The organism is Kitasatospora sp. NPDC004614 (assembly GCF_042873675.1).
In the GTDB taxonomy this organism is placed as follows: Bacteria; Actinomycetota; Actinomycetes; order Streptomycetales; family Streptomycetaceae; genus Kitasatospora.
The window spans coordinates 74,071-97,819 of the sequence record NZ_JBIALR010000004.1 but is presented as its reverse complement, the minus strand read 5'-3'; the positions used below and the strand labels follow the sequence as shown (position 1 = coordinate 97,819).

The window sequence follows — 23,749 nt, the reverse complement described above, 5'->3', positions numbered from 1 at the left end:
GGAGAATCCCTCGACGGGCGGCAGCGTCAACAGCGAGCTCAGGCGGCGACAGCGGCCTTCAGCGCGTCCACGCGGTCGGTGCGCTCCCAGGTGAAGTCCGGCAGCTCACGGCCGAAGTGGCCGTACGCGGCGGTCTGGGCGTAGATCGGCCGCAGCAGGTCCAGGTCGCGGATGATCGCGGCCGGGCGGAGGTCGAAGACCTTGCTGACGGCTTCCTGGATCTTCTGCACCGGAACGGTCTCGGTGCCGAAGGTCTCCACGAACAGGCCGACCGGCTCGGCCTTGCCGATCGCGTACGCGACCTGCACCTCGGCGCGGCCGGCGAGGCCGGCGGCGACGATGTTCTTCGCCACCCAGCGCATCGCGTACGCGGCGGAGCGGTCGACCTTGGACGGGTCCTTGCCGGAGAACGCGCCGCCACCGTGGCGGGCCATGCCGCCGTAGGTGTCGATGATGATCTTGCGACCGGTGAGGCCGGCGTCGCCCATCGGGCCGCCGATCTCGAAGCGGCCGGTCGGGTTGACCAGCAGGCGGTAGCCCTCGGTGGTGAGCTTGATGCCCTCGTCGGCGAGCGCCTTGAGCTCCGGCTCGACCACGAACTCGCGGATGTCCGGGGTGAGCAGCGACTCCAGGTCGATGTCCGAGGCGTGCTGCGAGGAGACCACGACGGTGTCCAGGCGGACGGCGCGGTCGCCGTCGTACTCGATGGTGACCTGGGTCTTGCCGTCGGGGCGCAGGTACGGGATGGTCCCGTTCTTGCGGACCTCGGTCAGGCGGCGGGAGAGCCGGTGCGCCAGGGTGATCGGCAGCGGCATCAGCTCGGGGGTGTCGTCGCAGGCGTAGCCGAACATCAGGCCCTGGTCGCCGGCGCCCTGCCGGTCCAGCTCGTCCTCGACATCGCCCTCGACCCGGTGCTCGTGGGCGGTGTCGACGCCCTGCGCGATGTCCGGGGACTGCGAGCCGATGGACACCGACACGCCGCAGGAGGCGCCGTCGAAGCCCTTCTTCGACGAGTCGTAGCCGATCTCCAGGATCTTCTCGCGGACGAGCTGGGCGATCGGCGCGTACGCCTTGGTGGTGACCTCACCGGCGATGTGCACCAGGCCGGTGGTGATCAGGGTCTCCACGGCGACGCGGGAGGTCGGGTCGTCCTTGAGGAGGGCGTCCAGAATCGTGTCGCTGATCTGGTCAGCGATCTTGTCGGGGTGGCCCTCGGTGACGGACTCCGAGGTGAACAGGCGGCGAGACACAGCGCTCCCTGGGGTTGCAGCGGCTGCTGACTGAATGCGCTCGGAAGTCCCGAGGCATCCGGAAAGACTTGATTCCTGCTGTGGAGTGTAACGGTCGGCTACCGATCACGGACACTCTCTGTGCGCCCCGAACATGTCCGCGATGTGAATCACATCCGGGTGAAACCGGCGGAAACACTCCCGGAACACCCCGAGCCGATCCCCAACTGCCCGGGCCGCTCGGGGTTTTGCAGAAGTCAGTCGGCGAGCCGGACGGCGACCTGGTCCCAGATCGCGTCGGCCAGCATCTCCTTCGGACCATCCGCGATGTGGACCTCCGAACCGTCCGCGCCGAGCAGCACCGCGCTGTTGGTGTCCTGGCCGAACGCCTTGCCGTCGCCGACCTCGTTGACCACCAGCAGATCGCAGCCCTTGCGGGCGAGCTTGGCGCGGCCGTTGGCGAGCACGTCGTCGGTCTCGGCGGCGAAGCCGACCACCAGCTGTCCGGGGCGGGCCCGGTCGGCGGAGATCTCGGCCAGGATGTCGGGGTTGCGGACCAGCACGATCGGCGCGGGCTCGACCCCGTCCACCTTCTTGATCTTGCCGGTGACATACTCGGCGGGCCGGAAGTCGGCGACCGCGGCGGCCATCACCACGGCGTCGGCCCCGGCGGCGGCCTTCAGCACGGCGTCGCGCAGCTGCAGCGCGGTGCCGGCCCGGACCACGTCCACCCCCGCCGGGTCGGGCAGCGCGGTGTTCGCGGCGATCAGGGTGACCCGGGCGCCGCGGGCGGCGGCGGTGGCGGCCAGCGCGTAACCCTGCTTGCCGGACGAGCGGTTGCCGAGGAAGCGCACCGGGTCCAGCGGCTCCCGGGTGCCGCCGGCGGAGACCACCACGTGCCGGCCGGCCAGGTCCTGCTCCAGCGAACCGCGGGCCAGCACCCGCCGGCAGGCGGCGAAGATCTCGCCCGGGTCGGGCAGCCGGCCCTTGCCGGTGTCCACGCCGGTCAGCCGGCCCACGGCGGGCTCGATGACGATCGCGCCGCGGCGGCGCAGCGTGGCCACGTTCTCCTGGGTGGCCGGGTGCTCCCACATCTCGGTGTGCATGGCGGGCGCGAACACCACCGGGCAGCGGGCGGTCAGCAGGGTGTTGGTGAGCAGGTCGTCGGCGAGGCCGTGGGCGGCCTTGGCGAGCAGGTCGGCGGTGGCCGGGGCGACCACCACCAGGTCGGCCTGCTGCCCGATCCGCACGTGCGGGACCTCGTGCACCCGCTCCCAGGTCTCGGTGGCGGCGGGCCGCCCGGACAGCGCCGCCCAGGTCGCCTCGCCGACGAAGTGCAGCGCGGCGGCGGTCGGCACCACCTGCACCTGGTGCCCGGACTCGGTGAACCGGCGCAGTAGTTCGCAGGCCTTGTACGCGGCGATCCCGCCGCTGACACCGAGGACGACACGGGGCGCGGTCATGGCGGTCGATTCTCCTAACGACGGGTCAACCAGCCCACCTTACGACCCGCCGCCGGACCGCTGCGACGTGTCTCCGCGCACACCACCGGCCCACCCGCGCACACCCCGGGGGAGGTGGCGGCTGTTCGCAAGTGATCGCACCCGGTCATAAGTGATCACGCGCCGGAGATTGTCTACGCGGAGATTATCTGCGCATAGACCAACTCCGCCCCGGCCACCCAGACACCACCGGCCCGCCCGCGCACATGCCGAGGGCCCGCCCGACGCACATGGCATCGGACGGGCCCTCGAAGGAAATGCTGGGGGCTCAGGCGCCCTCGATCGCCTCGGCGGTGAGCAGGCCGGCGTTGATCTCGCGGAGCGCGATCGACAGCGGCTTCTCGTGCACGTGGGTGTCGACCAGCGGGCCGACGTACTCCAGCAGGCCCTCGCCGAGCTGGGAGTAGTACGCGTTGATCTGGCGGGCACGCTTGGCCGCGTAGATCACCAGGCTGTACTTGGAGTCGGTGGCCTCGAGCAGCTCGTCGATCGGCGGGTTGATGATGCCCTCGGGCGCGGTCATCGAAGAGGACACGCTGAACCTTCCGAAGTGGTTTTCATGGATTGGCTGGATGCAGCCGATCCGGTCAGGCTACACCGAGCAAGGCTAGCAGTTCGGCCGCTACCTGCTCGACGGAGGTATTGACAAGCGTCGTGTCGAACTCCGCCTCAGCGGCGAGCTCGATCCGGGCCGCTGCCAGCCGCTCGTCGATGACGGCCTGCGACTCGGTGCCGCGGCCGGTGAGCCGGCGCACCAGCTCGTCCCAGCTCGGCGGGGCCAGGAAGACCAACTGGGCCTCGGGCATCGACTCCTTGACCTGCCGGGCACCCTGGAGGTCGATCTCCAGCAGCACCGGCTCGCCCTTGTCGAGCTTGTCGACGACGGCCTGCCGGGGGGTCCCGTACCGGTTGCCGGCGAACACTGCCCACTCCAGCAGTTCGCCGTTGGCGACCAGCTTGTCGAACTGCTCGTTGTCGACGAAGTGGTACTGCACTCCGTCGCGCTCACCCGGGCGCGGGTGGCGGGTCGTCGCCGACACCGACAGCCAGACCTCGGGGAACTGCTTCCTCATATGAGCGACGACCGTGCTCTTGCCGACCCCGGAGGGGCCGGAGAGCACGGTCAGCCGCGGACGCTCACTCATGTACCGATTATCCCGGATCGCGGAGGTTCCGCCGACACCGGCCTCCGTTCAGGAGGCGGCGCCGCCGAACTCCCGCTCCAGGGACGCGATCTGGTTCGTACCGAGGCCCCGCACACGACGGCTCTCGGAGATGCCGAGGCGCTCCATGATCTGCTTGGCGCGGACCTTGCCGACACCCGGCAGGGACTCCAGCAGAGCGGAGACCTTCATCTTGCCGATGACCTCGTCGTCGGACTTGCCGGCCTTGATGACGTCGTGCAGCGAGGCGCCCGAGTGCTTCAGCCGGTTCTTGACGTCGGCACGCTTCCGGCGAGCCTCGGCGGCCTTGGCGAGCGCGGCGGTGCGCTGTTCGGGAGTAAGGGGCGGAAGAGCCACGCCGTTCACCTCAGGTGTGGATGGAAGGGATGTTCCATGACTGGGTTGTGCCCGGACGCCACAGGCTCTGACCTGCGACGGTGGCCGGAACCACCGCCAACTGGCGTCCTACCGCCGGACACTACCCAACTTGGGCCGCCACGTCAGGAAAAGAACACGAAAAGTCCAGGTCAGCAGGGGCCGACCCGGGACTTTTCCGGGCAAATCAGCCGAGTTGGCCACCCCTGGGTCACGCGTTTGTGACGGCCCTCACATCATCGACGAACACCTGCGCGGCCTGTCGCAGTGCGGCGACCGACGGTCCGTGCTTCAGCACATCGCGGCTCACACTGGGCACCACGTTGCGCACCTGGTCGCCGAACACCCGCGGCAGGTCCTGCGCGGTGGCGCCCTGCGCACCCACGCCGGGGGCCAGCAGCGGGCCGTTGATCGCCAGGTCCACGCCCGCGTCGGCGAGCGTCGCGCCGACCACCGCACCGAACGAACCCAGCGGCGCCGCACCGGAGTTCTCCGCCGCGAGCCGCCGCAGCACGGCCTGCGCGACGCTCTCGCCGTCCGCGCCGATCGCCCGCTGCACCTCGTGGCCCTCGGGGTTGGAGGTCAAAGCCAGCGCGAACAGACCGCAGCCGTTGGCGTGCGCCAGGTCGACGGCCGGCTGCAGCGAACCGAAGCCCAGGTACGGGCTGACGGTGAGCGCGTCGGAGAACAGCGGGCTGTCCGGCGCCAGGAAGGTCTCCGCGTAGGCGGCCATGGTGGAGCCGATGTCGCCGCGCTTGGCGTCCATCAGCACCAGCGCGCCCGCCTCCCGGGCCTCGGTGACGGTGCGCTCCAGCACCGCGATGCCGCGACTGCCGAAGCGCTCGAAGAACGCCGACTGCGGCTTCAGCACGGCGACCCGGTCGGCCAGCGCCTCCACCACGGTGCGCGAGAAGCTCTCCAGGCCCGCGAGGTCGTCGTTCAGGCCCCAGGCGGTGAGCAGCGAGCCGTGCGGGTCGATGCCGACGCAGAGCTGGCCGCGAGTGTCCAGGGCGGTCCGCAGGCGGGTGCCGAACGGCGTGATGTCAGTCATCGGTGTCTTTCCTCAGTCTCAAGAATGTGGTCGGCTGCCCGTTTCGAGGAACAGGCTCAGCGGATGCCCTTGCCGACCGCCTCGCCGATGGACGCGTAGCCGGCGGCGCGCAGGCGCGCGGACAGGCCCTTGTGGACCTTGCGCATCCAGAACGGGCCTTCGTAGATGAACGCGGAGTAGCCCTGGACCAGGTCGGCGCCGGCCAGGATGCGCTGCCAGGCGTCCTCGGCGGTCTCGATGCCGCCGACCGAGATGATCGCCAGGCGGCCCTCGGTGCGCTTGCGCAGCCGCTCCAGCACCTCCAGCGAGCGGGCCTTCAGCGGGGCGCCGGACAGGCCGCCCATGCCGATCTCCTCGATCCGCGCGGCGGGGGTCTTCAGGCCTTCACGGCCGATGGTGGTGTTGGTGGCGATGATGCCGTCCAGGCCGAGGTGCAGCGCCATGTCGGCGATCTCGTCGATGTCCTCGTCGGCGAGGTCGGGGGCGATCTTCACCAGCAGCGGCACGTGGTGGGTGGTGACCTCGTCGGCGGCCTTGCGGACGTCCCACAGCAGCGGGCCGAGGATCTGCACGGCCTGCAGGTTGCGCAGCCCGGGGGTGTTCGGCGAGGAGACGTTGACGACCAGGTAGTCGGCGTAGGGCGCCAGCGCCTTGGCGCTCTTCAGGTAGTCGGGCGTCGCCTGGTCCTCGGGAACGACCTTGGTCTTGCCGATGTTGATGCCGACCACGGGGGTGCTGCTGGTGCGCGCGCGGCCGGCCAGGCGGGCGGCGACCCGGGCGGAGCCCTGGTTGTTGAAGCCCATCCGGTTGATCAGCGCGCGGTCCTCGATCAGGCGGAACAGGCGCGGCGCGGGGTTGCCGGGCTGGGGCTCGCCGGTGATGGTGCCGATCTCGACGTAGTCGAAGCCGAGCATCGACAGGCCGTCGATGCCGATGCCGTTCTTGTCGAAGCCGGCGCCGAGGCCGAACGGGCCGGGCAGGTCCAGGCCGAGGGCGGTGGTGCGCAGCTTGGGGTCGCGCGGGGCGAGCACGGCCCGCACCAGCGAGCGCAGGCCGGGCACCGAGCTGGCCAGCCTGATCCAGAAGAACGCCAGGTGGTGGGCCTTCTCCGGGTCCATCTTCTTGAACAGCAGGTTGAACAGCAGCTTGTACACGTGGGCCTCCGACGGCTGGCTGGGCTCGGGCATGGACGTGGGGGGCACCCGGCGTGCGGTGTGCCCCCCACGGTTTTCGACCTACTGGCGGCCGGAGTTGATCAGCGCCGCGTGTTCCTGCAGCGACATCACGCCGACCTCGCCGCGGTGCAGCGCGTCGATGCCCTGCACGGCCGCGCCCATCGCCTGCACGGTGGTCAGGCAGGGGACGGCGCGGGAGACCGCGGCGGTGCGGATCTCGTAGCCGTCCATCCGGCCGCCGGTGCCGTACGGGGTGTTGATGATGAGGTCGATGCCGCCCTCGTGGATCAGCTGGACGATGGTCTTCTCGCCGTTCGGGCCCTCGCCCTCGGAGTGCTTGCGCACCACGGTGGCGGGGATGCCGGCCCGCTGCAGGACCTCGGCGGTGCCGGTGGTGGCGAGCAGTTCGAAGCCGAGCTCGACCAGCGCGCGGGCCGGGAAGACCAGGTTGCGCTTGTCGCGGTTGGCGACCGAGACGAACACCTTGCCGCTGGTGGGCAGGGCGCCGTACGCGCCGGTCTGGGACTTCGCGTAGGCGGTGCCGAAGACCCGGTCGATGCCCATGACCTCGCCGGTGGAGCGCATCTCCGGGCCGAGCACGGTGTCCACGCCGCGGCCGTGCACGTCGCGGAAGCGCGACCACGGCATCACGGCCTCCTTGACGGAGATCGGCGCGTCGGCGGGCAGCGTGCCGCCGTCGCCCTCGCGCGGCAGCAGGCCCTCGGCGCGCAGTTCGGCGATGGTGGCGCCGAGCGAGATCCGGGCGGCGGCCTTGGCCAGCGGCACGGCGGTCGCCTTGGAGGTGAACGGCACGGTGCGGGAGGCGCGCGGGTTGGCCTCCAGCACGTACAGGATGTCGCCGGACAGCGCGAACTGGATGTTGATCAGTCCGCGGACGCCAACTCCCTTGGCGATGCCCTCGGTTGCGGAGCGCAGCCGCTTGATGTCGTACCCGCCGAGGGTGATCGGCGGCAGCGCGCACGCCGAGTCACCGGAGTGGATGCCGGCCTCCTCGATGTGCTCCATGACGCCGCCGAGGTACAGCTCCTCGCCGTCGTACAGGGCGTCCACGTCGATCTCGACGGCGTCGTCGAGGAAGCGGTCGATCAGCACGGGGTGCTCGGAGATCAGGCCCGCGTGCCGCTCCAGGTAGGAGGCGAGCGAGGCCTCGTCGTAGACGATCTCCATGCCGCGGCCGCCGAGCACGTAGGACGGGCGGGCGAGGACGGGGTAGCCGATCTCGTCGGCGATGGCCTTGGCCTCGTCGAAGGAGAAGGCGGTGCCGTGCTTGGGGGCGGGCAGGCCCGCGTCCTTCAGCACCCGGCCGAACGCGCCGCGCTCCTCGGCGAGGTGGATCGCCTCGGGCGAGGTGCCGACGACCGGCGCGCCGTTGTCCTTGAGCGCCTGCGCCAGGCCCAGCGGGGTCTGGCCGCCGAGCTGCACGATGACGCCGGCCAGCGGGCCGGCCTGCTGCTCGGCGTGGACGATCTCGAGCACGTCCTCCAGGGTGAGCGGCTCGAAGTACAGCCGGTCGGAGGTGTCGTAGTCGGTGGAGACGGTCTCCGGGTTGCAGTTGACCATCACGGTCTCGTACCCGGCGTCGGCGAGCGCGAAGGACGCGTGCACGCAGGAGTAGTCGAACTCGATGCCCTGACCGATCCGGTTCGGGCCGGAGCCCAGGATGATCACGGCGGGCTTGGTGCGCGGCGCGACCTCGTTCTCCTCGTCGTAGGACGAGTAGAAGTACGGGGTCCTGGCGGCGAATTCGGCGGCGCAGGTGTCGACGGTCTTGAACACCGGGCGGATGCCGAGCGCGTGCCGCACCTCGCGGACCACGTCGGTCTTCAGGCCGCGGATCTCGCCGATCTGCTGGTCGGAGAAGCCGTGCTGCTTGGCGTGGCGCAGCAGCTCCGGGTCGAGCTTGTCGCCCTCGGCGAGCTCGACGGCGATCTCGTGGATCAGGAAGAGCTGGTCGACGAACCACGGGTCGATCTTGGTGGCCTCGAACACCTCCTCGGGGGTGGCGCCGGCCCGGATCGCCTCCATGACGGTGTTGATCCGGCCGTCGGTGGGGATCTGAGCCTTCTCCAGCAGCTCGTCCTTCTCCCCCACCTGGCCGACGAAGCTGAACTGCGAGCCCTTCTTCTCCAGCGAGCGCAGCGCCTTGTTCAGCGCCTCGGGGAAGTTGCGGCCCATCGCCATGGCCTCGCCGACCGACTTCATGGTGGTGGTCAGCGTGGCGTCGGCGGACGGGAACTTCTCGAACGCGAACCGCGGCACCTTGACGACCACGTAGTCCAGGGTCGGCTCGAAGGAGGCCGGGGTCTGCTCGGTGATGTCGTTGGGGATCTCGTCCAGCGTGTAGCCGACGGCCAGCTTGGCGGCGATCTTGGCGATCGGGAAGCCGGTGGCCTTCGACGCCAGCGCCGACGACCTCGACACACGCGGGTTCATCTCGATGACGATGACCCGGCCGTCGACGGGGTTGACGGCGAACTGGATGTTGCAGCCGCCGGTGTCGACGCCGACCTCGCGGATCACGGCGATGCCGATGTCGCGCAGGATCTGGTACTCGCGGTCGGTGAGGGTCATCGCCGGGGCGACGGTGATCGAGTCACCGGTGTGCACGCCCATCGGGTCGAAGTTCTCGATCGAGCAGACGACCACGACGTTGTCGTGCTTGTCGCGCATCAGCTCGAGCTCGTACTCCTTCCAGCCGAGGATGGACTCCTCCAGGAGCACCTCGGTGGTCGGCGAGAGGGTCAGGCCCTGGCCGGCGATGCGGCGCAGGTCCTCCTCGTCGTGCGCGAAGCCGGAGCCGGCGCCGCCCATGGTGAAGGACGGACGGACCACGACCGGGTAGCCGCCGAGGGTGTCGACGCCGGCGAGCACGTCCTCCATGGAGTGGCAGATCACCGAGCGGGCGGACTCGCCGTGGCCGATCTTGGCGTTGACGGCCTCGACCACGCCCTTGAACAGCTCGCGGTCCTCGCCCTTGTTGATCGCCTCGACGTCGGCGCCGATCAGCTCGACGTCGTACTTGTCGAGGGTGCCGGCGCTGTGCAGGGAGATCGCGGTGTTCAGCGCGGTCTGGCCGCCGAGGGTCGGCAGCAGCGCGTCGGGGCGCTCCTTGGCGATGATCTTCTCGACGAACTCCGGGGTGATCGGCTCGACGTAGGTGGCGTCGGCGATCTCCGGGTCGGTCATGATGGTCGCCGGGTTGGAGTTGACCAGGATGACCCGCAGGCCCTCGGCCTTGAGCACCCGGCAGGCCTGCGTACCCGAGTAGTCGAACTCCGCCGCCTGGCCGATGACGATGGGGCCGGAGCCGATCACCAGGACGGACTTGATGTCGGTGCGCTTAGGCACGCTGGGCCTCCATAAGGCTCACGAAGCGGTCGAAGAGGTAGGCGGCGTCGTGCGGGCCGGCTGCCGCTTCGGGGTGGTACTGCACGCTGAAGGCGGGGATGTCGAGTGCCTGCAGGCCCTCGACCACGTCGTCGTTGAGGCAGACGTGGGAGACCTCGACCCGCCCGAAGGGGGTGTCGCTCACCTTGTCCAGCGGCGCGTTCACGGCGAAGCCGTGGTTGTGGGCGGTCACCTCGACCTTGCCGGTGGTGCGGTCCTGCACCGGCTGGTTGATGCCGCGGTGGCCGTACTTGAGCTTGTAGGTGCCGAACCCGAGGGCCCGGCCGAGGATCTGGTTGCCGAAGCAGATGCCGAAGAACGGGGTCTTCTTGGCCAGCACCTCGCGCAGCACCTCGACCTGCCGGTCGGCGGTGGCCGGGTCGCCCGGGCCGTTGGAGAAGAACACGCCGTCGGGCTGCACCGCGTAGATGTCCTCGGCGGTGGAGTTGGCCGGCAGCACGTGCACCTCGATGCCGCGCTCGGCCATCCGCTGCGGGGTCATGCCCTTGATGCCGAGGTCGAGGGCGGCGACGGTGAACTTCTTCTCACCGATCGCGGGGACGACGTAGGTCTCCTTGGTGGCGACCTCGGCGCACAGGTCGGCGCCCTTCATCTCGGGGGCCTGCTGCACCTTGGCCAGCAGCGCGGCCTGGTCCTCGACGGCCGGGCCGGAGAAGATGCCGACCCGCATCGCGCCGCGCTCGCGCAGGTGGCGGGTGAGGGCGCGGGTGTCGATGCCGCTGATGCCGACGACGCCCTGGCGCTCCAGCTCCTCGTCCAGCGAGCGCTTGGCGCGCCAGTTGGAGGCGACCCGGGAGGGGTCGCGGACCACGTAGCCGGCCACCCAGATCTGCTGCGACTCGTCGTCCTCGTCGTTCCAGCCGGTGTTGCCGATCTGCGGGGCCGTCATGACGACCACCTGGCGGTGGTACGACGGGTCGGTCAGGGTCTCCTGGTAGCCGGACATGCCGGTGTTGAAGACCGCCTCGCCGAAGGTCTCGCCGACCGCGCCGTAGGCCTGGCCGCGGAACGTCCGGCCGTCCTCCAGGACGAGCACGGCAGGCACTCGCTCCCGCCTGGTGCGCGTGGTGGTGGGGGCAGGTGCGGTCATTTCGCGGCCTCTTCCGTCTTCTTCGTGCTCGTACGTGTTACCAGTGCCTCGACGGCCTCGACCCAGGCGTCGTGCTCGGCGGCGGCGTCCAGCCGGAAGCCGCTTTCCAACTCCCGCTCCCCGATCGTCCAGCCGACCACCAGCAGGCCCGAGGGGACCACCTTGCCGGCGATGCCGGAGTCGGTGCGGGCGCCGGTGAGGGCTTCGGCGGGGATCCACAGGTCGTCCGCGCCGGGGCGGCGGGCCAGCAGGCCGTGCTCGGTGAGGGTGAGCTCGGCCAGGCTGCGGGTACCCAGGCCGTGCGCGACGACCCGGTCCAGCCAGTTCCCGGCGGTGGTGGAGCCGTGGTACCGGCCGGGGGCGGCCAGCAGGGTCTCACCCGGCTGCGCGGGCACCGCGGGCAGTTCCGGCAGGTCGGACTGCAGGGTCCGGCGCCAGTTCCAGCCCTGGCGCATCAGCCAGTAGACCAGCGCGACCAGGATCAGCAGGCCGACCGTCGCACCGATGTACCCGGGCCAGTTGGTCACCTGGCCCTTCTCGGTGGCGAGCAGCATCAGCGCTCGACCAGTTCGCCCGCGAGGACGGTGGCCTCGCCGCGCAGGAAGGTGGCGTGCACCCGTCCGGGCAGGTCCATGCCCTTGAAGGGGCTGTTGCGGGAGCGGGTGGCGAAGGTGTCGGGGTTCACGACACCACGGTACGCGGGATCGAAGAGCACCAGGTTGGCGGGCTCACCCACCGAGACCGGACGTCCGTGGCCGGTCAGCCGCCCGATCCGGGCCGGGCGGTGCGACATCCGGTCCGCGACGCCCTCCCAGTTCAGCAGGCCGGTCTCGACCATGGTCTGCTGCACGACCGACAGCGCGGTCTCCAGGCCGACCATGCCCATCGCGGCGACCGCCCACTCGCAGTCCTTGTCCTCCGCCGGGTGCGGGGCGTGGTCGGTGGCGACGGCGTCGATGGTGCCGTCGGCCAGCGCGCCGCGCAGCGCCTCGACGTCCGCGGCGGTGCGCAGCGGCGGGTTGACCTTGTACACCGGGTCGTAGCTGCGGACGAGTTCGTCGGTGAGCAGCAGGTGGTGCGGGGTGACCTCGGCGGTGACGTTCCAGCCCTTGCCCTTGGCCCAGCGGACGATCTCCACCGAGCCGGCCGTGGACAGGTGGCAGATGTGCACCCGGGAGCCGACGTGCGCGGCCAGCAGCACGTCCCGGGCGATGATCGACTCCTCGGCGACGGCGGGCCAGCCGCCGAGGCCGAGCTCGCCGGAGACCAGGCCCTCGTTCATCTGGGCGCCGGCGGTCAGCCGCGGCTCCTGGGCGTGCTGGGCGACGACGCCGTCGAAGGCCTTCACGTACTCCAGCGCGCGGCGCATGATGACCGCGTCGTCCACGCACTTGCCGTCGTCGGAGAACACCCGCACCCCGGCGGCGGAGTCGTGCATCGCGCCGAGCTCGGCGAGCTGCTTGCCCTCCAGGCCGACGGTGACGGCGCCGACCGGCTGCACGTCGCAGTAGCCGTACTCCTGGCCGAGCCGCCAGACCTGCTCGACGACGCCGGCGGTGTCGGCGACCGGGAAGGTGTTGGCCATCGCGTGCACCGCGGTGTAGCCGCCCATGGCGGCGGACTGGGTGCCGGTCAGCACGGTCTCGGCGTCCTCGCGGCCGGGCTCGCGCAGGTGGGTGTGCAGGTCGACCAGGCCGGGCAGGGCGATCAGGCCGGTGGCGTCGATCTCGATGTCGGCCTGCACGTCGAGGTGCTCGCCGATGGCGGCGAAGACGCCGTCCACGAGGTGGATGTCCTGGGGGGCGCCGCCGAGGATCTGGGCGTTGCGGATCAGGTAGGTGGTCACTGGGCGGCCTCCGGGGTTTCGATGGTGCGGGCTGCGTCGGCTGAGCCATCGGCGAAAACGGCGCCGCCGAGCAGCAGGTAAAGGACGGCCATCCGGACCGAGACGCCGTTGGCGACCTGCTCGACCACGGTGCAGCGCGGCGAGTCGGCGACGTCGGCGGTGATCTCCATGCCGCGGACCATCGGGCCGGGGTGCATCACGATGGCGTGCTCCGGCATGGTGGCGAGGCGCAGCCCGTCCAGGCCGTAGCGGCGCGAGTACTCGCGCTCGGTGGGGAAGAACGCGGCGTTCATCCGCTCGCGCTGCACCCGCAGCATCATCACGGCGTCGACCTTCGGCAGCACGGCGTCCAGGTCGTAGGAGACCTGGCAGGGCCAGGTCTCGATGCCGATCGGCAGCAGCGTCGGCGGGGCGACGAAGGTGACCTCGGCGCCGAGCGTGGTCAGCAGGTGCACGTTGGAGCGGGCGACCCGGCTGTGCAGGATGTCGCCGACGATGGCGATCTTCCGGCCGGCCAGGTCGCGGCCGGGGCCGGGGTTGAGGTGGCGGCGCATGGTGAACGCGTCGAGCAGCGCCTGGGTGGGGTGCTCGTGGGTGCCGTCACCGGCGTTGATGACGCTGCCGTGCAGCCAGTCGGAGCCGGCCAGCCGGGCGGCGGCACCGGAGGCGTGGTGGCGGATCACCACGGCGTCGGCGCCCATCGCCTGCAGGGTCAGCGCGGTGTCCTTGAGGCTCTCGCCCTTGGAGACCGAGGAGCCCTTGGCGGAGAAGTTGATGACGTCGGCGGACAGCCGCTTCTCGGCGACCTCGAAGGAGGTCTTGGTGCGGGTGGAGTCCTCGAAGAACAGGTTGACGACGGTGCGGCCGCGCAGCGTGGGGAGCTTCTTGACGGCCCGTCCGGAGAGCTGGGCGAGCTCCTCGGCGGTGTCCAGGATCAGCAGCGCGTCGTCGCGGCTGAGGTCGGCGGCGGAGACGAGGTGGCGCTTCACGCGGTTTTACTCCGGGAGCTGGGGATCGGCGGCAAGAGCCTGGGAACTGCGGGCGGCGTAGTCGCGGTCGCCGAGCAGGACGGCGTCGCGGCCGTCGGTCTCGGAGAGCTGGACCTGCACGGCCTCGCGCAGCGAGGTGGGCAGGTTCTTGCCCACGTAGTCGGCGCGGATCGGGAGTTCGCGGTGTCCGCGGTCGACCATGACGGCCAGCTGCACGGCGCGCGGGCGGCCGATGTCGCCGAGCGCGTCGAGGGCGGCCCGGATGGTGCGGCCGGAGAACAGCACGTCGTCGACCAGGATCACCAGCTTGCCGTCGATGCCGTCGGCGGGGATCTCGGTGTGTTCCAGGGCCCGGGCGGGCTTCAGCCGCAGGTCGTCCCGGTACATGGTGATGTCCAGCGTGCCGAACGGGATCTCCCGGCCGGTGATCTGGGTGAGCTTGGCGCGCAGCCGGCGGGCCAGGTGGACGCCGCGGGTGTGGATGCCGAGGAGCACGACGTCCTCGGCGCCCTTGGCGCGTTCCACGATCTCGTGGGCGATCCGGGTGACGACCCGGGCGACGTCGGTGGCGTCCAGCACCTGGTGCGGGGCGCGGGGAGCAGAACTGGGTGTGGTCATGCCGAAGCGGACCTCCTTCCCCGCCTCACTGGACGGGTCTTAAAGGATGTCGGGAAGGGTTTCCGGCCGCAGCCAGAACCTTGCTCATCGTAGCAGTGCGCTGATCTCGGCCCGTTCGGCACGCGTTCGCACGAGTGCCCCATTCGGCTTGACGCGCCACCCTCACTCTACGTAACCTCACAGTGAGTTACGAACGTGCTCCACTGCGGGCCTCGTGGCTCCCATTCAGCGTCCCATTCAGCGCACGCGAAGCAATCTCGTCCGGGGAGATCCATGTCCAGCGACTATGCAAAGCAGCTCGGGGCCAAGCTCCGGGCGATCCGCACTCAGCAGAATCTCTCCCTGCACGGTGTGGAGGAGAAGTCCACGGGCCGCTGGAAGGCCGTCGTGGTCGGCTCCTACGAGCGCGGCGACCGTGCCGTGACGGTGCAGCGCCTCGCCGAGCTGGCCGATTTCTACGGCGTCCCGGTGCAGGAGCTGCTGCCCGGCGGCACCCCGGGCGGCGCGGCCGAGCCGCCGCCGCGTCTGGTGCTCGACCTCGAGCGGCTGACTCAGGTCCCGTCCGAGAAGGCCGGCCCGCTGCAGCGCTACGCCGCGACCATCCAGTCGCAGCGCGGCGACTACAACGGCAAGATCCTCTCGATCCGCCAGGACGACCTGCGCACCCTCGCGGTCATCTACGACCAGTCCCCCTCGATCCTCACCGAGCAGCTGATCAGCTGGGGCGTGCTGAACCCGGACGCGCGGCGCGCCGTCCGCGAGGACGACGCGAGCTGATCTCCGCTCCCTGAGCGTTCGCACTGAAGAAACGTCACAGCGGGGCGGGTGGCCGGTTCTCCGGCCGCCCGCCCCGCTGTCGCACGCTCAGACCACGGTGCCCAGGCTGAAGCCCGGACCGGCCGGGACACCGTGCATCGCCACCTCCGCCGGCGTCCAGTCGAAGCCGGTGCTGCGCCAGGCCCAGGCGACCTGCCGGTACTCGCCGCACAGCGAGCCGGAGCCCTGCGTCCCGTGCAGCACCGCGGCGCCGGGCAGTTCGCCGTACAGGCCCGCGCAGAGCACCGCCGTGATCAGGTCGAGGTCCTCGTCGTTGATCCGGACGGCGCCGTCCTCCCAGTGCAGCACCCGGGCGTGCGCCTCCAGCGCCCCGCCGGGGGCGTCCACCGCGACCCGGAACTCGTACGCCCCGCAGCCGGCGCCGACCATCACCCGGCGGAACACCTCGGACGCTTGCTGGTACGTCCAGCGCGCCCGCGGATCGGCGGCCGCCTTCCCCCAGCCCAGGGGGCTGGGAGGTACCCCCACGGCGGCGCACAGCGCGCCGTCCATCACCAGGTCCGCGTGCCGCAGCGTCAGACCGCCCTCGCGGGCCCGGACCAGCCGGGGCACGAAGTCGGCGAGCTCCTCGCCGCGGTAGGTGACCAGCTGGGTCTGCAGCGGCGGGTTGACCAGGTAACCGTCCCGGGCGGCCTGCTCGCCCGGGTCGACGCCGTGCAGCAGGCAGTAGTCCGCGAAGTCCGCGGGGTGGAACATCCGGGCCCGGACCGTCCCGTAGCACTCCACGGCCTCGGCCAGCAGGTCGGCGGTCTCGCGCAGGTAGGTCTCGTAGTCCGGCGCGTCGGTGAGCTGCCACTCCCGCGCCCGGGCGAAGTCGGCCTCGTCGGTCAGGATCCCGGTGACGAACGCCTCGTCGCTGCGGCGCGAGGACTCGGCACCGCAACGGCGCGGCCGACGGCTGTTCCTGGACATCGGTGGCTCCCGGGGATCTCGGTCGAGCAACTGCTGACCGACTTCTCCCCGCCCACACCCGTCCCACACACACGGGCTGTCACAACTCTGCAACTGACCGTCAAGTCCGGCGCGCGCCCCGCCGAGATGGGACCGCCGGGGCGCGGGGCGGCCCAGGAGGCCGATCCGGGCCCGATGGCGCAAGGTTTTGACTATTGACCGCATGGGGCCGCGCTGCGGCAGGCCCCGGCTCACGGCCGGGCGCGAGACCGCCGCAGTGAGCCGAAACCAGCCGAAGGAGCGGTTTCAAGTGAAGGCTGCACGCTACTACGACTGCGGCGACATCCGGATCGAGGACATCGCGGAGCCCGCCGTCCGGCCGGGCACGGTGGGCATCGACGTCGCCTACTGCGGGATCTGCGGCACCGACCTGCACGAATACCTCGACGGACCGATCTTCGTCCCGCCCGCCGGCCACCCGCACCCGATCTCGGGCGAGAGCGCCCCCGTGACGCTCGGCCATGAGATGTCCGGCGTCGTGTACGCGGTGGGCGAGGGCGTCGACGACCTGAAACCGGGCGACCGCGTGGTCGTCGAGCCCTACATCCTGCGCCCCGACGTCGACACCGGCGAGAACAACCCGGTCTACCACCTGTCGCCCGACATGAACTTCATCGGCCTCGCGGGGCGCGGTGGCGGACTCGCCGAGAAGATCGTCGTCGAACGCCGGTGGGTGCACCCCGTCGGCGACCTCCCGCTCGACCAGGCGGCCCTGATCGAGCCGCTGTCGGTCGGGTACCACGCGTTCCAGCGCTCGGGCGCGAAGGCCGGCGACTTCGCCCTGGTCGGCGGCGCCGGACCGATCGGGCTGCTCACCTGCGCGGTGCTCAAGGCGATGGGCGTCGAGGTCGCGGTCTCCGAACTCAGCTCGCTGCGGCGGCAGAAGGCGCTGGATTCCAAGGCCGCCGACCACGTCATCGACCCGGCCGCCACCGACGTCGTCGAGGAGGTCCGCCGCCTCACCGCCGGCCGGGGCGCGGACGTCGCGTTCGAGGCGACGTCCGTCAACGCCGTCCTCGACACGCTGTTCGACGCGATCAAGCCGGGCGGGGTGATCACCGTCATCTCGATCTGGGGCAAGCCGGCGTCGCTCGACATGCAGAAGCTCGTCCTCAAGGAGGTCGATCTGCGCGGCACCATCGCCTACGTCAACTCCCACCCGCAGACCATCAAGCTGGTGCAGGAGGGACGGATCGACCTGGCGCCGTTCATCACCAAGACGATCGGGCTGGACCACCTCGTCACCGAAGGCTTCGAGACCCTCATCCACCACAACGAGACGGCCGTCAAGATCCTGGTCGACCCGCGCCGCTGACCTGCCCCGAGCCGGCCCCCGGTCAGCGCGGGGTCTTGGCGAGCTGGCGGGACTGGGCGACCAGCCGGCCGTCCTCGTCCCAGATCTCGCAGTCCTCCTCGAAGTAGCCGCCGGCCAGGTTGCGGGTGGCGTGCGAGACCCGCAGCCAGCCGTCGGCGGGCAGGGCGCGCAGGTGGACGGTCAGTTCGATGGTGGGGGCCCAGCCGGGGCGGCCCAGGTCGAAAGTGACGGGGGGCAGCGCGTCGGCGGTGAGCAGCAGCGAGAGCGGGTCGGCGGGGCGGCCGTCGGCGAGCCGGAACCAGCCCTGGATGCGCCCCTCCTTGGACGGCTGGCCGAGCGCCCAGCCGACGGTGGCCGGGTCCAGGCGCAGGTCGAGGCGCTCCAACAGGGCGGCCTGGGCGATGAGTTCCTTGGGCGCGAGCTCGATGCCGACGCACTGATCGGGGGCGGGCAGCACGGGCGGCAGCGCGGTGGTGGCGACCTCGTCGTCGAGCGCGCCGAGGTCGGTGAACGCGGCGGTGACCCGCAGCCGCTCCTCGCCGTCCTGGGAGAGGATCGCGCTGCCGGTGGCCAGGGTGCGGCCGCGGCGCATGATCTCGGTGCGGACGGTGGCCGGCCCGGGGCGGGACGGCGAGACGTAGGTGCCGCTGACGGTCAGCGGGTGCGGGTGGCCGGGCCCGGCCTCCAGGGCGAGGGCGTGTGCGGCGAAGGCGAGCAGCAGTCCGCCGTTGACGCCGCCGCCGATCTGCCAGCCGTCGCCGAGTTCGCCGTCATAGCGGCCGGGTTCGTCCGGGTGCGGGGTGAGCGCGATGCCCCGGTCGAACTCGCTGGTGGTCTCCGGCATGGCTGAGGCCCTTCTGCGCAGACGCCAAAACACATTACTTGCCGGTAGCTTACGCGCGAAGGCCGCCGGACCAACAGGTCCGACGGCCTTCGAACAGGCAGTGCGAGCTCAGCGACGAATGGTCGGCTTGAGCTCCAGGAAGCGGGCGAGCAGGCCGTTCACGAAGGCCGGCGACTCGTCCGTGGAGTACTCCTTGGCAATCTCGACGGCCTCGTCCAGGACGACCGCGTCGGGGGTGCCGTCTTCCCAGATCAGCTCGTACGCACCGAGCCGGAGCACGTTGCGGTCCGCGATCGGCATCCGGTCGAGCGTCCAGCCCACCGCGTAGGTGGAGATCAGGTCGTCGATGGTGCGCGCGTGCTGCGAGTAGCCCTCGACCAGCTGCATGGTGTACTCCGCGACCTGCGGAATGCCCTCGTCCGGACGGGGGTCGCGCGAGCGCGCGACCCAGTCGGCGAGCACCCGCTCGGGGGCCACGCCGCGGTGGTCCGCCTCGAACAGGATCTGAAAGGCCCGGGTGCGGGCCTTGGTGCGAGCAGAGGCCACGATTACTTGACCCGGCCGAGGTAGCTGCCGTCGCGGGTGTCGACCTTGACCTTCTCGCCGGTGGTGACGAACAGCGGCACCTGGATCTCGGCACCGGTCTCCAGGGTGGCGGGCTTGGTGCCACCGGTGGAGCGGTCGCCCTGCAGGCCCGGCTCGGTCTCGGAGATGACCAGCTCGACCGCGGCGGGGAGCTCGATGTACAGCGGGACGCCCTCGTTCTGCGCGACCAGGGCCTCGAAGCCCTCGAGCAGGTACTTGGCGGCGTCGCCGACGGTGGCGGCGTCGACCGGGACCTGGTCGTAGGTGTCCATGTCCATGAAGATGAAGGTCTCGCCGTCGCGGTACGAGTACTGCATCGTCCGCTTGTCGACATTGGCGGTCTCGACCTTGACGCCCGCGTTGAAGGTCTTCTCGACGACCTTGCCGGAGAGGACCTCCTTCAGCTTGGTGCGAACGAAGGCCGGGCCCTTGCCGGGCTTGACGTGCTGGAACTCGACGACGGACCAGAGCTTGCCGCCGTCCAGCTTGAGGACCATGCCGTTCTTGAGATCATTCGTGGAAGCCACGGGCGCACTTACTCCTGATATGTCCGCTGTCAAAGAACACCAAGCAGTGCGCCGCCGGAGCCCGTTGGGCTACAGCGCGAGGAGCTCCTTGGTGGTGATGGTGAGCAGCTCGGGCCCGCCCTCCTCGGGAGGCCGCACCACGAGCGTGTCCTCGATCCGGACGCCGCCCCGGCCCGGGAGATGCACTCCTGGACCGACGGTGACCGGCACGCGATTGTCCAGTTTACCCATGTCGGCGGGCCCGAGGCGCGGCGCCTCCCTGATCTCCAGGCCGATGCCGTGCCCGAGCGGGTGGACGGCGTGCTCGGCGTGGCCCGCGGCCTGCAGGATCGAGCGGGCCGCGTCGTCCGGGACGTGCTGCTCGACGCCCGGCCCGAGCGCCTCCCGGCCGGCCCGCTGAGCGCGGAACACCAGGCGGTGCAGCTCGACCTGCCAGGCGGCGGGGGCGGCCCCGATCACGAAGGTGCGGGCGGTGGAGATGCCGTAGCCGCGGTACTGCGCGCCCAGCGCGACGGTGAGGAAGTCGCCCTCCTCGACCCGGCGGTCGGTGGGCTGGTGGCGCTCCAAGCCGGAGTGGCTGCCGGTGCCGACGGAGACCGGGAAGGCGGCCCGGTCGGCGCCGTGGTCGATCATCCGGCGTTCCAGCTCCATCGCCAGGTGGCGTTCGGTGCGGCCGACCAGGATCGATTCGAGCAGCTCGCCGAGCGCCTGGTCGGCGATCTCGGCGGCGATCCGCAGGTCGGCGAGCTCGTGCTCGTCCTTGACCACCCGCAGCCGCTCCACCGCCCGGTCCAGGTCGAGCAGCCGGGCCGGCTCGGCCTGCCGGGCGACGGCGCGGTGCCGGGCGACCGTCAGGTCGTGCTCCTCGACGGCGAGGTCCCGCACCCGCAGCCGGGCGGCGGCCTCGGCGGCGGCCACCGCGGCGTCCGTCTCGGCGGGCGCCGCCAGCCGGGTGACCTCCTCGTCCACCTCGCGCTCCACCGACTCCTCGGGCGGCACGTCCTGCGGCAGCGCCAGCACCGCGCGTTCGCGGGTGAGCAGCAGCGCGGCGCCGCACGGCGGGCAGCCGGTGAGGTAGCGGACGTTGGCGGCGCGCGTGATCAGCGCGGCGTCGGCTCCGGAGGCGCTGCAGTACTCGCGGAGGCGTTCGCGTCGGGCGGCGTGCGCGTCGGACATGTCTCCGAGCCTACGAACGGGGCCCGGGGGCCGCCCGTCGGAACGGGCCCGATCGGGGCGGGAATGCGGCGGGGCAGGGGCGTGTTGTGGCCACATGAAAACGGCAATCGTTGCCGAGAGTGGAGGTTCGAGATGGCGCGCAGCGAGCTGCGACCGGTGATCACGCTCCGGTCGGCGGCGGGCACGGGCTTCAGCTACGTGACCCGCAAGAACCGGCGGAACAACCCCGACCGGATCGTCCTGCGGAAGTTCGACCCGGTGGCCGGGCGGCACGTGGAGTTCCGCGAAACCCGCTGACCACAGGGCAGTTGAGGGCGTTCGAAGGCTGTTGAAGGCTTGGCGAAGGAGGAGCAGATGAAGCAGGGAGTGCACCCCGAGTACCGTCCGGTGGTGTTCCGGGACAAGACGGGCGGCCTGTCGTTCCTGACCCGATCCACGGCCACCAGCGGCCGGACGGTCGAGTGGACGGACGGGCGGGCGTACCCGGTGGTGGACGTCGAGACGTCCTCCGCGAGCCACCCGTTCTACACCGGCAAGGCCCGCCTGCTGGACACCGCGGGCCGGGTGGAGCTGTACCGGCGCAGGTACGGCCTCTGACAGACGTGCGGCGAAGGGCCCCGGGAGCTTCCCGGGGCCCTTCGCTCACTTGCCGGCCGGCGGGGGCACGGAGACCACCAGGGTGAGCCGGCAGTCGCCGGTGCCCTCGTTGCGGTAGCTGTGGGCGGTTCCGGCCTCGTAGGAGGCGGTGGAGCCGGCCGGGATGCGGTGGGCGCGGCCGTCGAGGACGAGGGTGAGTTCGCCCTCGTCGATCCGGGCGATCTCGACGGTGCCGGCCGGGTGCGGGTCCGAGGCGTGGGTCTCGCCGGGGCGCAGGTGCCAGGTCCACAGCTCCAGCGGGCCGGGGGCCTCGATGCCGTTCAGCAGGACGCCACTGCCGCCGTCCGGGCCGCTCCACAGCCGCACGGCGTCCTCGGCGGGGATGATCCGCACCACCGAGGTCTCGTCGTAGTCGAGCAGCCGGGCGATCGAGACGCCGAGGGCGTCGGCGAGCCGGACCACGGTGCCGACACTGGGGTTGGTGCGGGCCTGCTCGATCTGGACCACCATGCCGCGGCTGACGCCGGAGCGGGCCGCGAGGGCGTCCATGTTCGCGCTCGGCGTCGTGGTCCTCTCGCAGACCGCCGCCGCCCTGGTCCTCGTCCTGGCCGTCACCGCCACCGGCGGCTGGGCCGACGCGGGCCCCGCGCTCTGGTACGCCGTCGCGGCCGGCGTGATCGGGCCGGTCGCGCTGCTCGCCTTCTACAAGGCACTGGCGCTCGGGCCGATGGGCGTGGTCTCACCGCTGGCCACCGTCGGCGTGCTGGTGCCGATCGGCGTCGGCCTGTTCCTCGGCGAACGGCCGGGCGCCGTCCAGGGGTTGGGGATCCTGGTGGCGATCGCCGGGGTCGCGCTGGCCGGCGGCCCGCAGCGCGGCGGACCGGCTGTGAGCCGCCGGGTCCTCGTCCTCACCCTCTCCGCCGCGTTCGCGTTCGGCGCGGTGCTCGCCCTGATCGCGCATGGCAGCGCCGGCGGCGGACTGCTGCTGACGCTGTGCGTGCAACGACTGACCAACGCGGTGGTCGGCATCGGCATGCTGGCCGCCGCCGCCCGCCGGGAGCCGGTCGAACTGCGCGGCGCGGCCCGTTCGTTGCCCTCACTGACCGCCGTCGGCGTCGCCGACGTGGCCGCGAACGGCCTGTACGCCGCCGCCACCCACCTGGGCTCGGTCGCGGTGGCGGCGGTGCTGGCCTCGCTCTACCCCGTGGTGACGGCGCTGATGGCGCGCGGCCTGCTCAAGGAACGGCTGCTGCGGGTCCAGGTGGTCGGCGCCGGACTGGCCGTCGCCGGAACGCTGATCCTGGCCGCAGGTTGACTTCCCGTCAGGCCGCGCGTTCTCAGGCCCCTGCCCCCGCGAAGGCCTTGGACCGCCGGGCGATCCGCCAGTAGCCGATCGCCGCCGCCCAGACCACCACGAACAGGCCGACGATCACGAAGCCGACGTTTTCCAGACCGAGTCCGGCGATCCAGCCGGACACCGGATCGTCCAGGCCGAACTTGTCGTGCAGCACCGCGACCAGCTCGATGGTGCCGATCACGAAGGCCACCGCGATCGACAGCCCCGTAATGGTCAGGTTGTAGTACACCTTGCGGACCGGGTTGGAGAACGCCCACTGGTAGGCGAAGTTCATGAACGTGCCGTCCAGCGTGTCGAACAGGCTCATCCCGGCCGCGAACAGCAGCGGCAGGCAGACGATCGCGTACCAGGGCAGGCCGGACGCCGCACCCGAACCCGCCATCACCATCAGGGTCACCTCGGTCGCGGTGTCGAAGCCCAGGCCCAGCACCATGCCCACCGGGAACATCTGCCCGGGCCGGGTGATCGAACGGGTCGCCCGGCCCAGGATCCGGGCCAGGAAGCCCCGCGAGTCCAGGTGCTTCTCCAGCTCGGCCTCGTCGTACTCACCGGCCCGCATCGCCCGGAACACCCGCAGGATGCCCAGCAGCGCCACCAGGTTGAGCGCCGCGATCAGGTACAGGAACGCCCCCGACGCGGTGGTGCCGATGGTGCCCAGCACCTGATGGGTCGTCGAACCCTCGTCCATCAGGGTGCCCGCCAGCGCCGCCCCGCCGGCCACCAGCGCAGCCATCAGCACCACCATCGAGGAGTGCCCGAGCGCGAACCAGAAGCCCACCGAGACCGGCCGGCGGCCGTCCGCCATCAGCTTGCGGGTGGTGTTGTCGATCACCGCGATGTGGTCGGCGTCGAAGGCGTGCCGCATGCCCAGCGTGTAGGCCGTGATGCCCAGGCCCACGCCGAACACCTGGGTACCCACCTGGTACTTCTCCGGCACCACCAGGAACAGCAGCGTCCCGAACGCCGCCACGTGCAGGGCCAGGATCACCGCCATCAGGCCGGCGGTGCGCAAGGTGTCCTCGCGCCGCCAGCGGAAAGCAGGAAGAGGGGAGCCCGGGACGTTTCCGGGCACGGTCGAATTGGACGCGGTCAT

Annotated in this window: 25 protein-coding genes; 5 read left to right on the top strand and 20 right to left on the bottom strand. The window is 71.1% G+C overall.

Annotated features, from left to right (window positions below):
* Positions 1-38 precede the first annotated feature (38 nt).
* The 13 genes from metK to pyrR form a co-directional block, all read right to left on the bottom strand.
* Complete coding sequence (gene metK, locus ACFYST_RS12620; RefSeq protein WP_387642880.1) at positions 39-1,250, bottom strand: methionine adenosyltransferase; 1,212 nt, start codon at positions 1,248-1,250, stop codon at positions 39-41.
* A gap of 236 nt (positions 1,251-1,486) precedes the next feature.
* Entirely contained in the window at positions 1,487-2,692 is a 1,206-nt protein-coding gene (gene coaBC / locus ACFYST_RS12615; protein ID WP_387642881.1) for a bifunctional phosphopantothenoylcysteine decarboxylase/phosphopantothenate--cysteine ligase CoaBC, read from the bottom strand.
* A gap of 307 nt (positions 2,693-2,999) precedes the next feature.
* Complete coding sequence (rpoZ, locus tag ACFYST_RS12610; protein ID WP_100835243.1) at positions 3,000-3,266, bottom strand: DNA-directed RNA polymerase subunit omega; 267 nt, start codon at positions 3,264-3,266, stop codon at positions 3,000-3,002.
* A 52-nt stretch (positions 3,267-3,318) separates the two neighbouring features.
* Positions 3,319-3,876 (bottom strand): guanylate kinase, encoded by a 558-nt coding sequence (gene gmk / locus ACFYST_RS12605; RefSeq protein WP_387642882.1) that lies wholly within the window; start codon positions 3,874-3,876, stop codon positions 3,319-3,321.
* A gap of 48 nt (positions 3,877-3,924) precedes the next feature.
* A complete protein-coding gene (gene mihF, locus ACFYST_RS12600; RefSeq protein WP_030459182.1) occupies positions 3,925-4,251 on the bottom strand; it encodes an integration host factor, actinobacterial type in 327 nt (108 codons plus the stop codon).
* Positions 4,252-4,480: 229 nt separating this feature from the next.
* A complete protein-coding gene (pyrF, locus tag ACFYST_RS12595) occupies positions 4,481-5,320 on the bottom strand; it encodes an orotidine-5'-phosphate decarboxylase (protein WP_387861646.1) in 840 nt (279 codons plus the stop codon).
* 56 nt (positions 5,321-5,376) lie between these two features.
* Positions 5,377-6,474 carry a quinone-dependent dihydroorotate dehydrogenase gene (locus tag ACFYST_RS12590; protein WP_387642884.1) on the bottom strand — a complete coding sequence of 366 codons (1,098 nt, stop codon included), beginning with the start codon at positions 6,472-6,474 and terminating at the stop codon, positions 5,377-5,379.
* Positions 6,475-6,555: 81 nt separating this feature from the next.
* Positions 6,556-9,864: a carbamoyl-phosphate synthase large subunit gene (carB, locus tag ACFYST_RS12585; RefSeq protein ID WP_387861644.1), complete on the bottom strand. Its 3,309-nt coding sequence runs from the start codon at positions 9,862-9,864 to the stop codon at positions 6,556-6,558.
* Positions 9,857-11,014, bottom strand: a complete 1,158-nt coding sequence (carA, locus tag ACFYST_RS12580) for a glutamine-hydrolyzing carbamoyl-phosphate synthase small subunit (protein ID WP_387642886.1) — start codon at positions 11,012-11,014, stop codon at positions 9,857-9,859. The genes carB and carA overlap by 8 nt, the downstream gene beginning before the upstream one ends.
* Positions 11,011-11,568, bottom strand: a complete 558-nt coding sequence (locus ACFYST_RS12575; protein WP_387642887.1) for a hypothetical protein — start codon at positions 11,566-11,568, stop codon at positions 11,011-11,013. Before ACFYST_RS12575 ends, carA begins: the two co-directional genes overlap by 4 nt.
* On the bottom strand, positions 11,568-12,860 hold the full coding sequence (locus ACFYST_RS12570; protein ID WP_387642888.1) for a dihydroorotase: 1,293 nt from the start codon (positions 12,858-12,860) through the stop codon (positions 11,568-11,570). The genes ACFYST_RS12575 and ACFYST_RS12570 overlap by 1 nt, the downstream gene beginning before the upstream one ends.
* Positions 12,857-13,849, bottom strand: a complete 993-nt coding sequence (locus tag ACFYST_RS12565) for an aspartate carbamoyltransferase catalytic subunit (RefSeq protein WP_387861642.1) — start codon at positions 13,847-13,849, stop codon at positions 12,857-12,859. Before ACFYST_RS12565 ends, ACFYST_RS12570 begins: the two co-directional genes overlap by 4 nt.
* Before the next feature lie 6 nt (positions 13,850-13,855).
* Complete coding sequence (pyrR, locus tag ACFYST_RS12560) at positions 13,856-14,467, bottom strand: bifunctional pyr operon transcriptional regulator/uracil phosphoribosyltransferase PyrR (RefSeq protein WP_387861641.1); 612 nt, start codon at positions 14,465-14,467, stop codon at positions 13,856-13,858.
* 273 nt (positions 14,468-14,740) lie between these two features.
* Between pyrR and ACFYST_RS12555 the strand changes: the two genes are divergently transcribed.
* Positions 14,741-15,244, top strand: a complete 504-nt coding sequence (locus tag ACFYST_RS12555; protein ID WP_380488108.1) for a transcriptional regulator — start codon at positions 14,741-14,743, stop codon at positions 15,242-15,244.
* 87 nt (positions 15,245-15,331) lie between these two features.
* Here ACFYST_RS12555 and ACFYST_RS12550 read toward each other — a convergent pair whose 3' ends face one another.
* Entirely contained in the window at positions 15,332-16,216 is an 885-nt protein-coding gene (locus ACFYST_RS12550) for a hypothetical protein (protein WP_387642890.1), read from the bottom strand.
* Between the two features lie 289 nt (positions 16,217-16,505).
* Between ACFYST_RS12550 and ACFYST_RS12545 the strand changes: the two genes are divergently transcribed.
* Positions 16,506-17,570, top strand: coding sequence for a 2,3-butanediol dehydrogenase (locus ACFYST_RS12545; RefSeq protein ID WP_387861640.1), 1,065 nt, complete (start codon positions 16,506-16,508; stop codon positions 17,568-17,570).
* 22 nt (positions 17,571-17,592) lie between these two features.
* Here the strand turns inward: ACFYST_RS12545 and ACFYST_RS12540 are convergent, their stop codons facing one another.
* The 4 genes from ACFYST_RS12540 to ACFYST_RS12525 all read right to left on the bottom strand — a co-directional run bounded on the left by ACFYST_RS12540 (position 17,593) and on the right by ACFYST_RS12525 (position 20,702).
* Entirely contained in the window at positions 17,593-18,414 is an 822-nt protein-coding gene (locus ACFYST_RS12540; protein WP_387861638.1) for a thioesterase family protein, read from the bottom strand.
* Between the two features lie 108 nt (positions 18,415-18,522).
* The gene (gene nusB, locus ACFYST_RS12535) at positions 18,523-18,960 is read right to left on the bottom strand and encodes a transcription antitermination factor NusB (protein WP_387642893.1); all 438 of its coding nucleotides are present in this window, start codon (positions 18,958-18,960) and stop codon (positions 18,523-18,525) included.
* 2 nt (positions 18,961-18,962) lie between these two features.
* Complete coding sequence (gene efp, locus ACFYST_RS12530) at positions 18,963-19,526, bottom strand: elongation factor P (RefSeq protein ID WP_387642894.1); 564 nt, start codon at positions 19,524-19,526, stop codon at positions 18,963-18,965.
* A gap of 69 nt (positions 19,527-19,595) precedes the next feature.
* On the bottom strand, positions 19,596-20,702 hold the full coding sequence (locus ACFYST_RS12525; RefSeq protein ID WP_387861637.1) for an aminopeptidase P family protein: 1,107 nt from the start codon (positions 20,700-20,702) through the stop codon (positions 19,596-19,598).
* Between the two features lie 132 nt (positions 20,703-20,834).
* On the opposite strand from ACFYST_RS12525, the gene rpmG reads away from it, so the two are divergent.
* Together rpmG and ACFYST_RS12515 are read left to right on the top strand one after the other, a co-directional pair.
* Positions 20,835-20,999, top strand: a complete 165-nt coding sequence (rpmG, locus tag ACFYST_RS12520; protein WP_387642896.1) for a 50S ribosomal protein L33 — start codon at positions 20,835-20,837, stop codon at positions 20,997-20,999.
* Positions 21,000-21,056: 57 nt separating this feature from the next.
* Positions 21,057-21,299, top strand: coding sequence for a type B 50S ribosomal protein L31 (locus tag ACFYST_RS12515; RefSeq protein ID WP_387642897.1), 243 nt, complete (start codon positions 21,057-21,059; stop codon positions 21,297-21,299).
* A 45-nt stretch (positions 21,300-21,344) separates the two neighbouring features.
* Here ACFYST_RS12515 and ACFYST_RS12510 read toward each other — a convergent pair whose 3' ends face one another.
* Positions 21,345-21,848 (bottom strand): XRE family transcriptional regulator, encoded by a 504-nt coding sequence (locus tag ACFYST_RS12510; RefSeq protein WP_387861636.1) that lies wholly within the window; start codon positions 21,846-21,848, stop codon positions 21,345-21,347.
* Here ACFYST_RS12510 and ACFYST_RS12505 point away from each other — a divergent pair.
* Positions 21,847-22,614, top strand: a complete 768-nt coding sequence (locus ACFYST_RS12505; protein WP_387861634.1) for an EamA family transporter — start codon at positions 21,847-21,849, stop codon at positions 22,612-22,614. The two genes, ACFYST_RS12510 and ACFYST_RS12505, sit on opposite strands and share 2 nt — an antisense overlap.
* A 22-nt stretch (positions 22,615-22,636) precedes the next feature.
* On the opposite strand, the gene ACFYST_RS12500 is transcribed toward ACFYST_RS12505, so the two are convergent.
* Positions 22,637-23,749 carry a HoxN/HupN/NixA family nickel/cobalt transporter gene (locus ACFYST_RS12500; RefSeq protein WP_387861633.1) on the bottom strand — a complete coding sequence of 371 codons (1,113 nt, stop codon included), beginning with the start codon at positions 23,747-23,749 and terminating at the stop codon, positions 22,637-22,639.

Excerpts from the sequence above, each read along its gene's own strand:
- ACFYST_RS12550 (WP_387642890.1), bottom strand. The coding sequence starts at position 16,216 with ATGTCCAGGAACAGCCGTCGGCCGCGCCGTTGCGGTGCCGAGTCCTCG.
- ACFYST_RS12525 (WP_387861637.1), bottom strand. The coding sequence starts at position 20,702 with ATGTCCGACGCGCACGCCGCCCGACGCGAACGCCTCCGCGAGTACTGC.
- ACFYST_RS12500 (WP_387861633.1), bottom strand. The coding sequence starts at position 23,749 with ATGACCGCGTCCAATTCGACCGTGCCCGGAAACGTCCCGGGCTCCCCT.
- gmk (WP_387642882.1), bottom strand. The coding sequence starts at position 3,876 with ATGAGTGAGCGTCCGCGGCTGACCGTGCTCTCCGGCCCCTCCGGGGTC.
- ACFYST_RS12575 (WP_387642887.1), bottom strand. The coding sequence starts at position 11,568 with ATGCTGCTCGCCACCGAGAAGGGCCAGGTGACCAACTGGCCCGGGTAC.
- ACFYST_RS12505 (WP_387861634.1), top strand. The coding sequence starts at position 21,847 with ATGTTCGCGCTCGGCGTCGTGGTCCTCTCGCAGACCGCCGCCGCCCTG.
- ACFYST_RS12540 (WP_387861638.1), bottom strand. The coding sequence starts at position 18,414 with ATGCCGGAGACCACCAGCGAGTTCGACCGGGGCATCGCGCTCACCCCG.
- coaBC (WP_387642881.1), bottom strand. The coding sequence starts at position 2,692 with ATGACCGCGCCCCGTGTCGTCCTCGGTGTCAGCGGCGGGATCGCCGCG.
- rpmG (WP_387642896.1), top strand. The coding sequence starts at position 20,835 with ATGGCGCGCAGCGAGCTGCGACCGGTGATCACGCTCCGGTCGGCGGCG.
- ACFYST_RS12555 (WP_380488108.1), top strand. The coding sequence starts at position 14,741 with ATGTCCAGCGACTATGCAAAGCAGCTCGGGGCCAAGCTCCGGGCGATC.
- carA (WP_387642886.1), bottom strand. The coding sequence starts at position 11,014 with ATGACCGCACCTGCCCCCACCACCACGCGCACCAGGCGGGAGCGAGTG.
- ACFYST_RS12510 (WP_387861636.1), bottom strand. The coding sequence starts at position 21,848 with ATGGACGCCCTCGCGGCCCGCTCCGGCGTCAGCCGCGGCATGGTGGTC.
- pyrF (WP_387861646.1), bottom strand. The coding sequence starts at position 5,320 with ATGACTGACATCACGCCGTTCGGCACCCGCCTGCGGACCGCCCTGGAC.
- ACFYST_RS12515 (WP_387642897.1), top strand. The coding sequence starts at position 21,057 with ATGAAGCAGGGAGTGCACCCCGAGTACCGTCCGGTGGTGTTCCGGGAC.
- pyrR (WP_387861641.1), bottom strand. The coding sequence starts at position 14,467 with ATGACCACACCCAGTTCTGCTCCCCGCGCCCCGCACCAGGTGCTGGAC.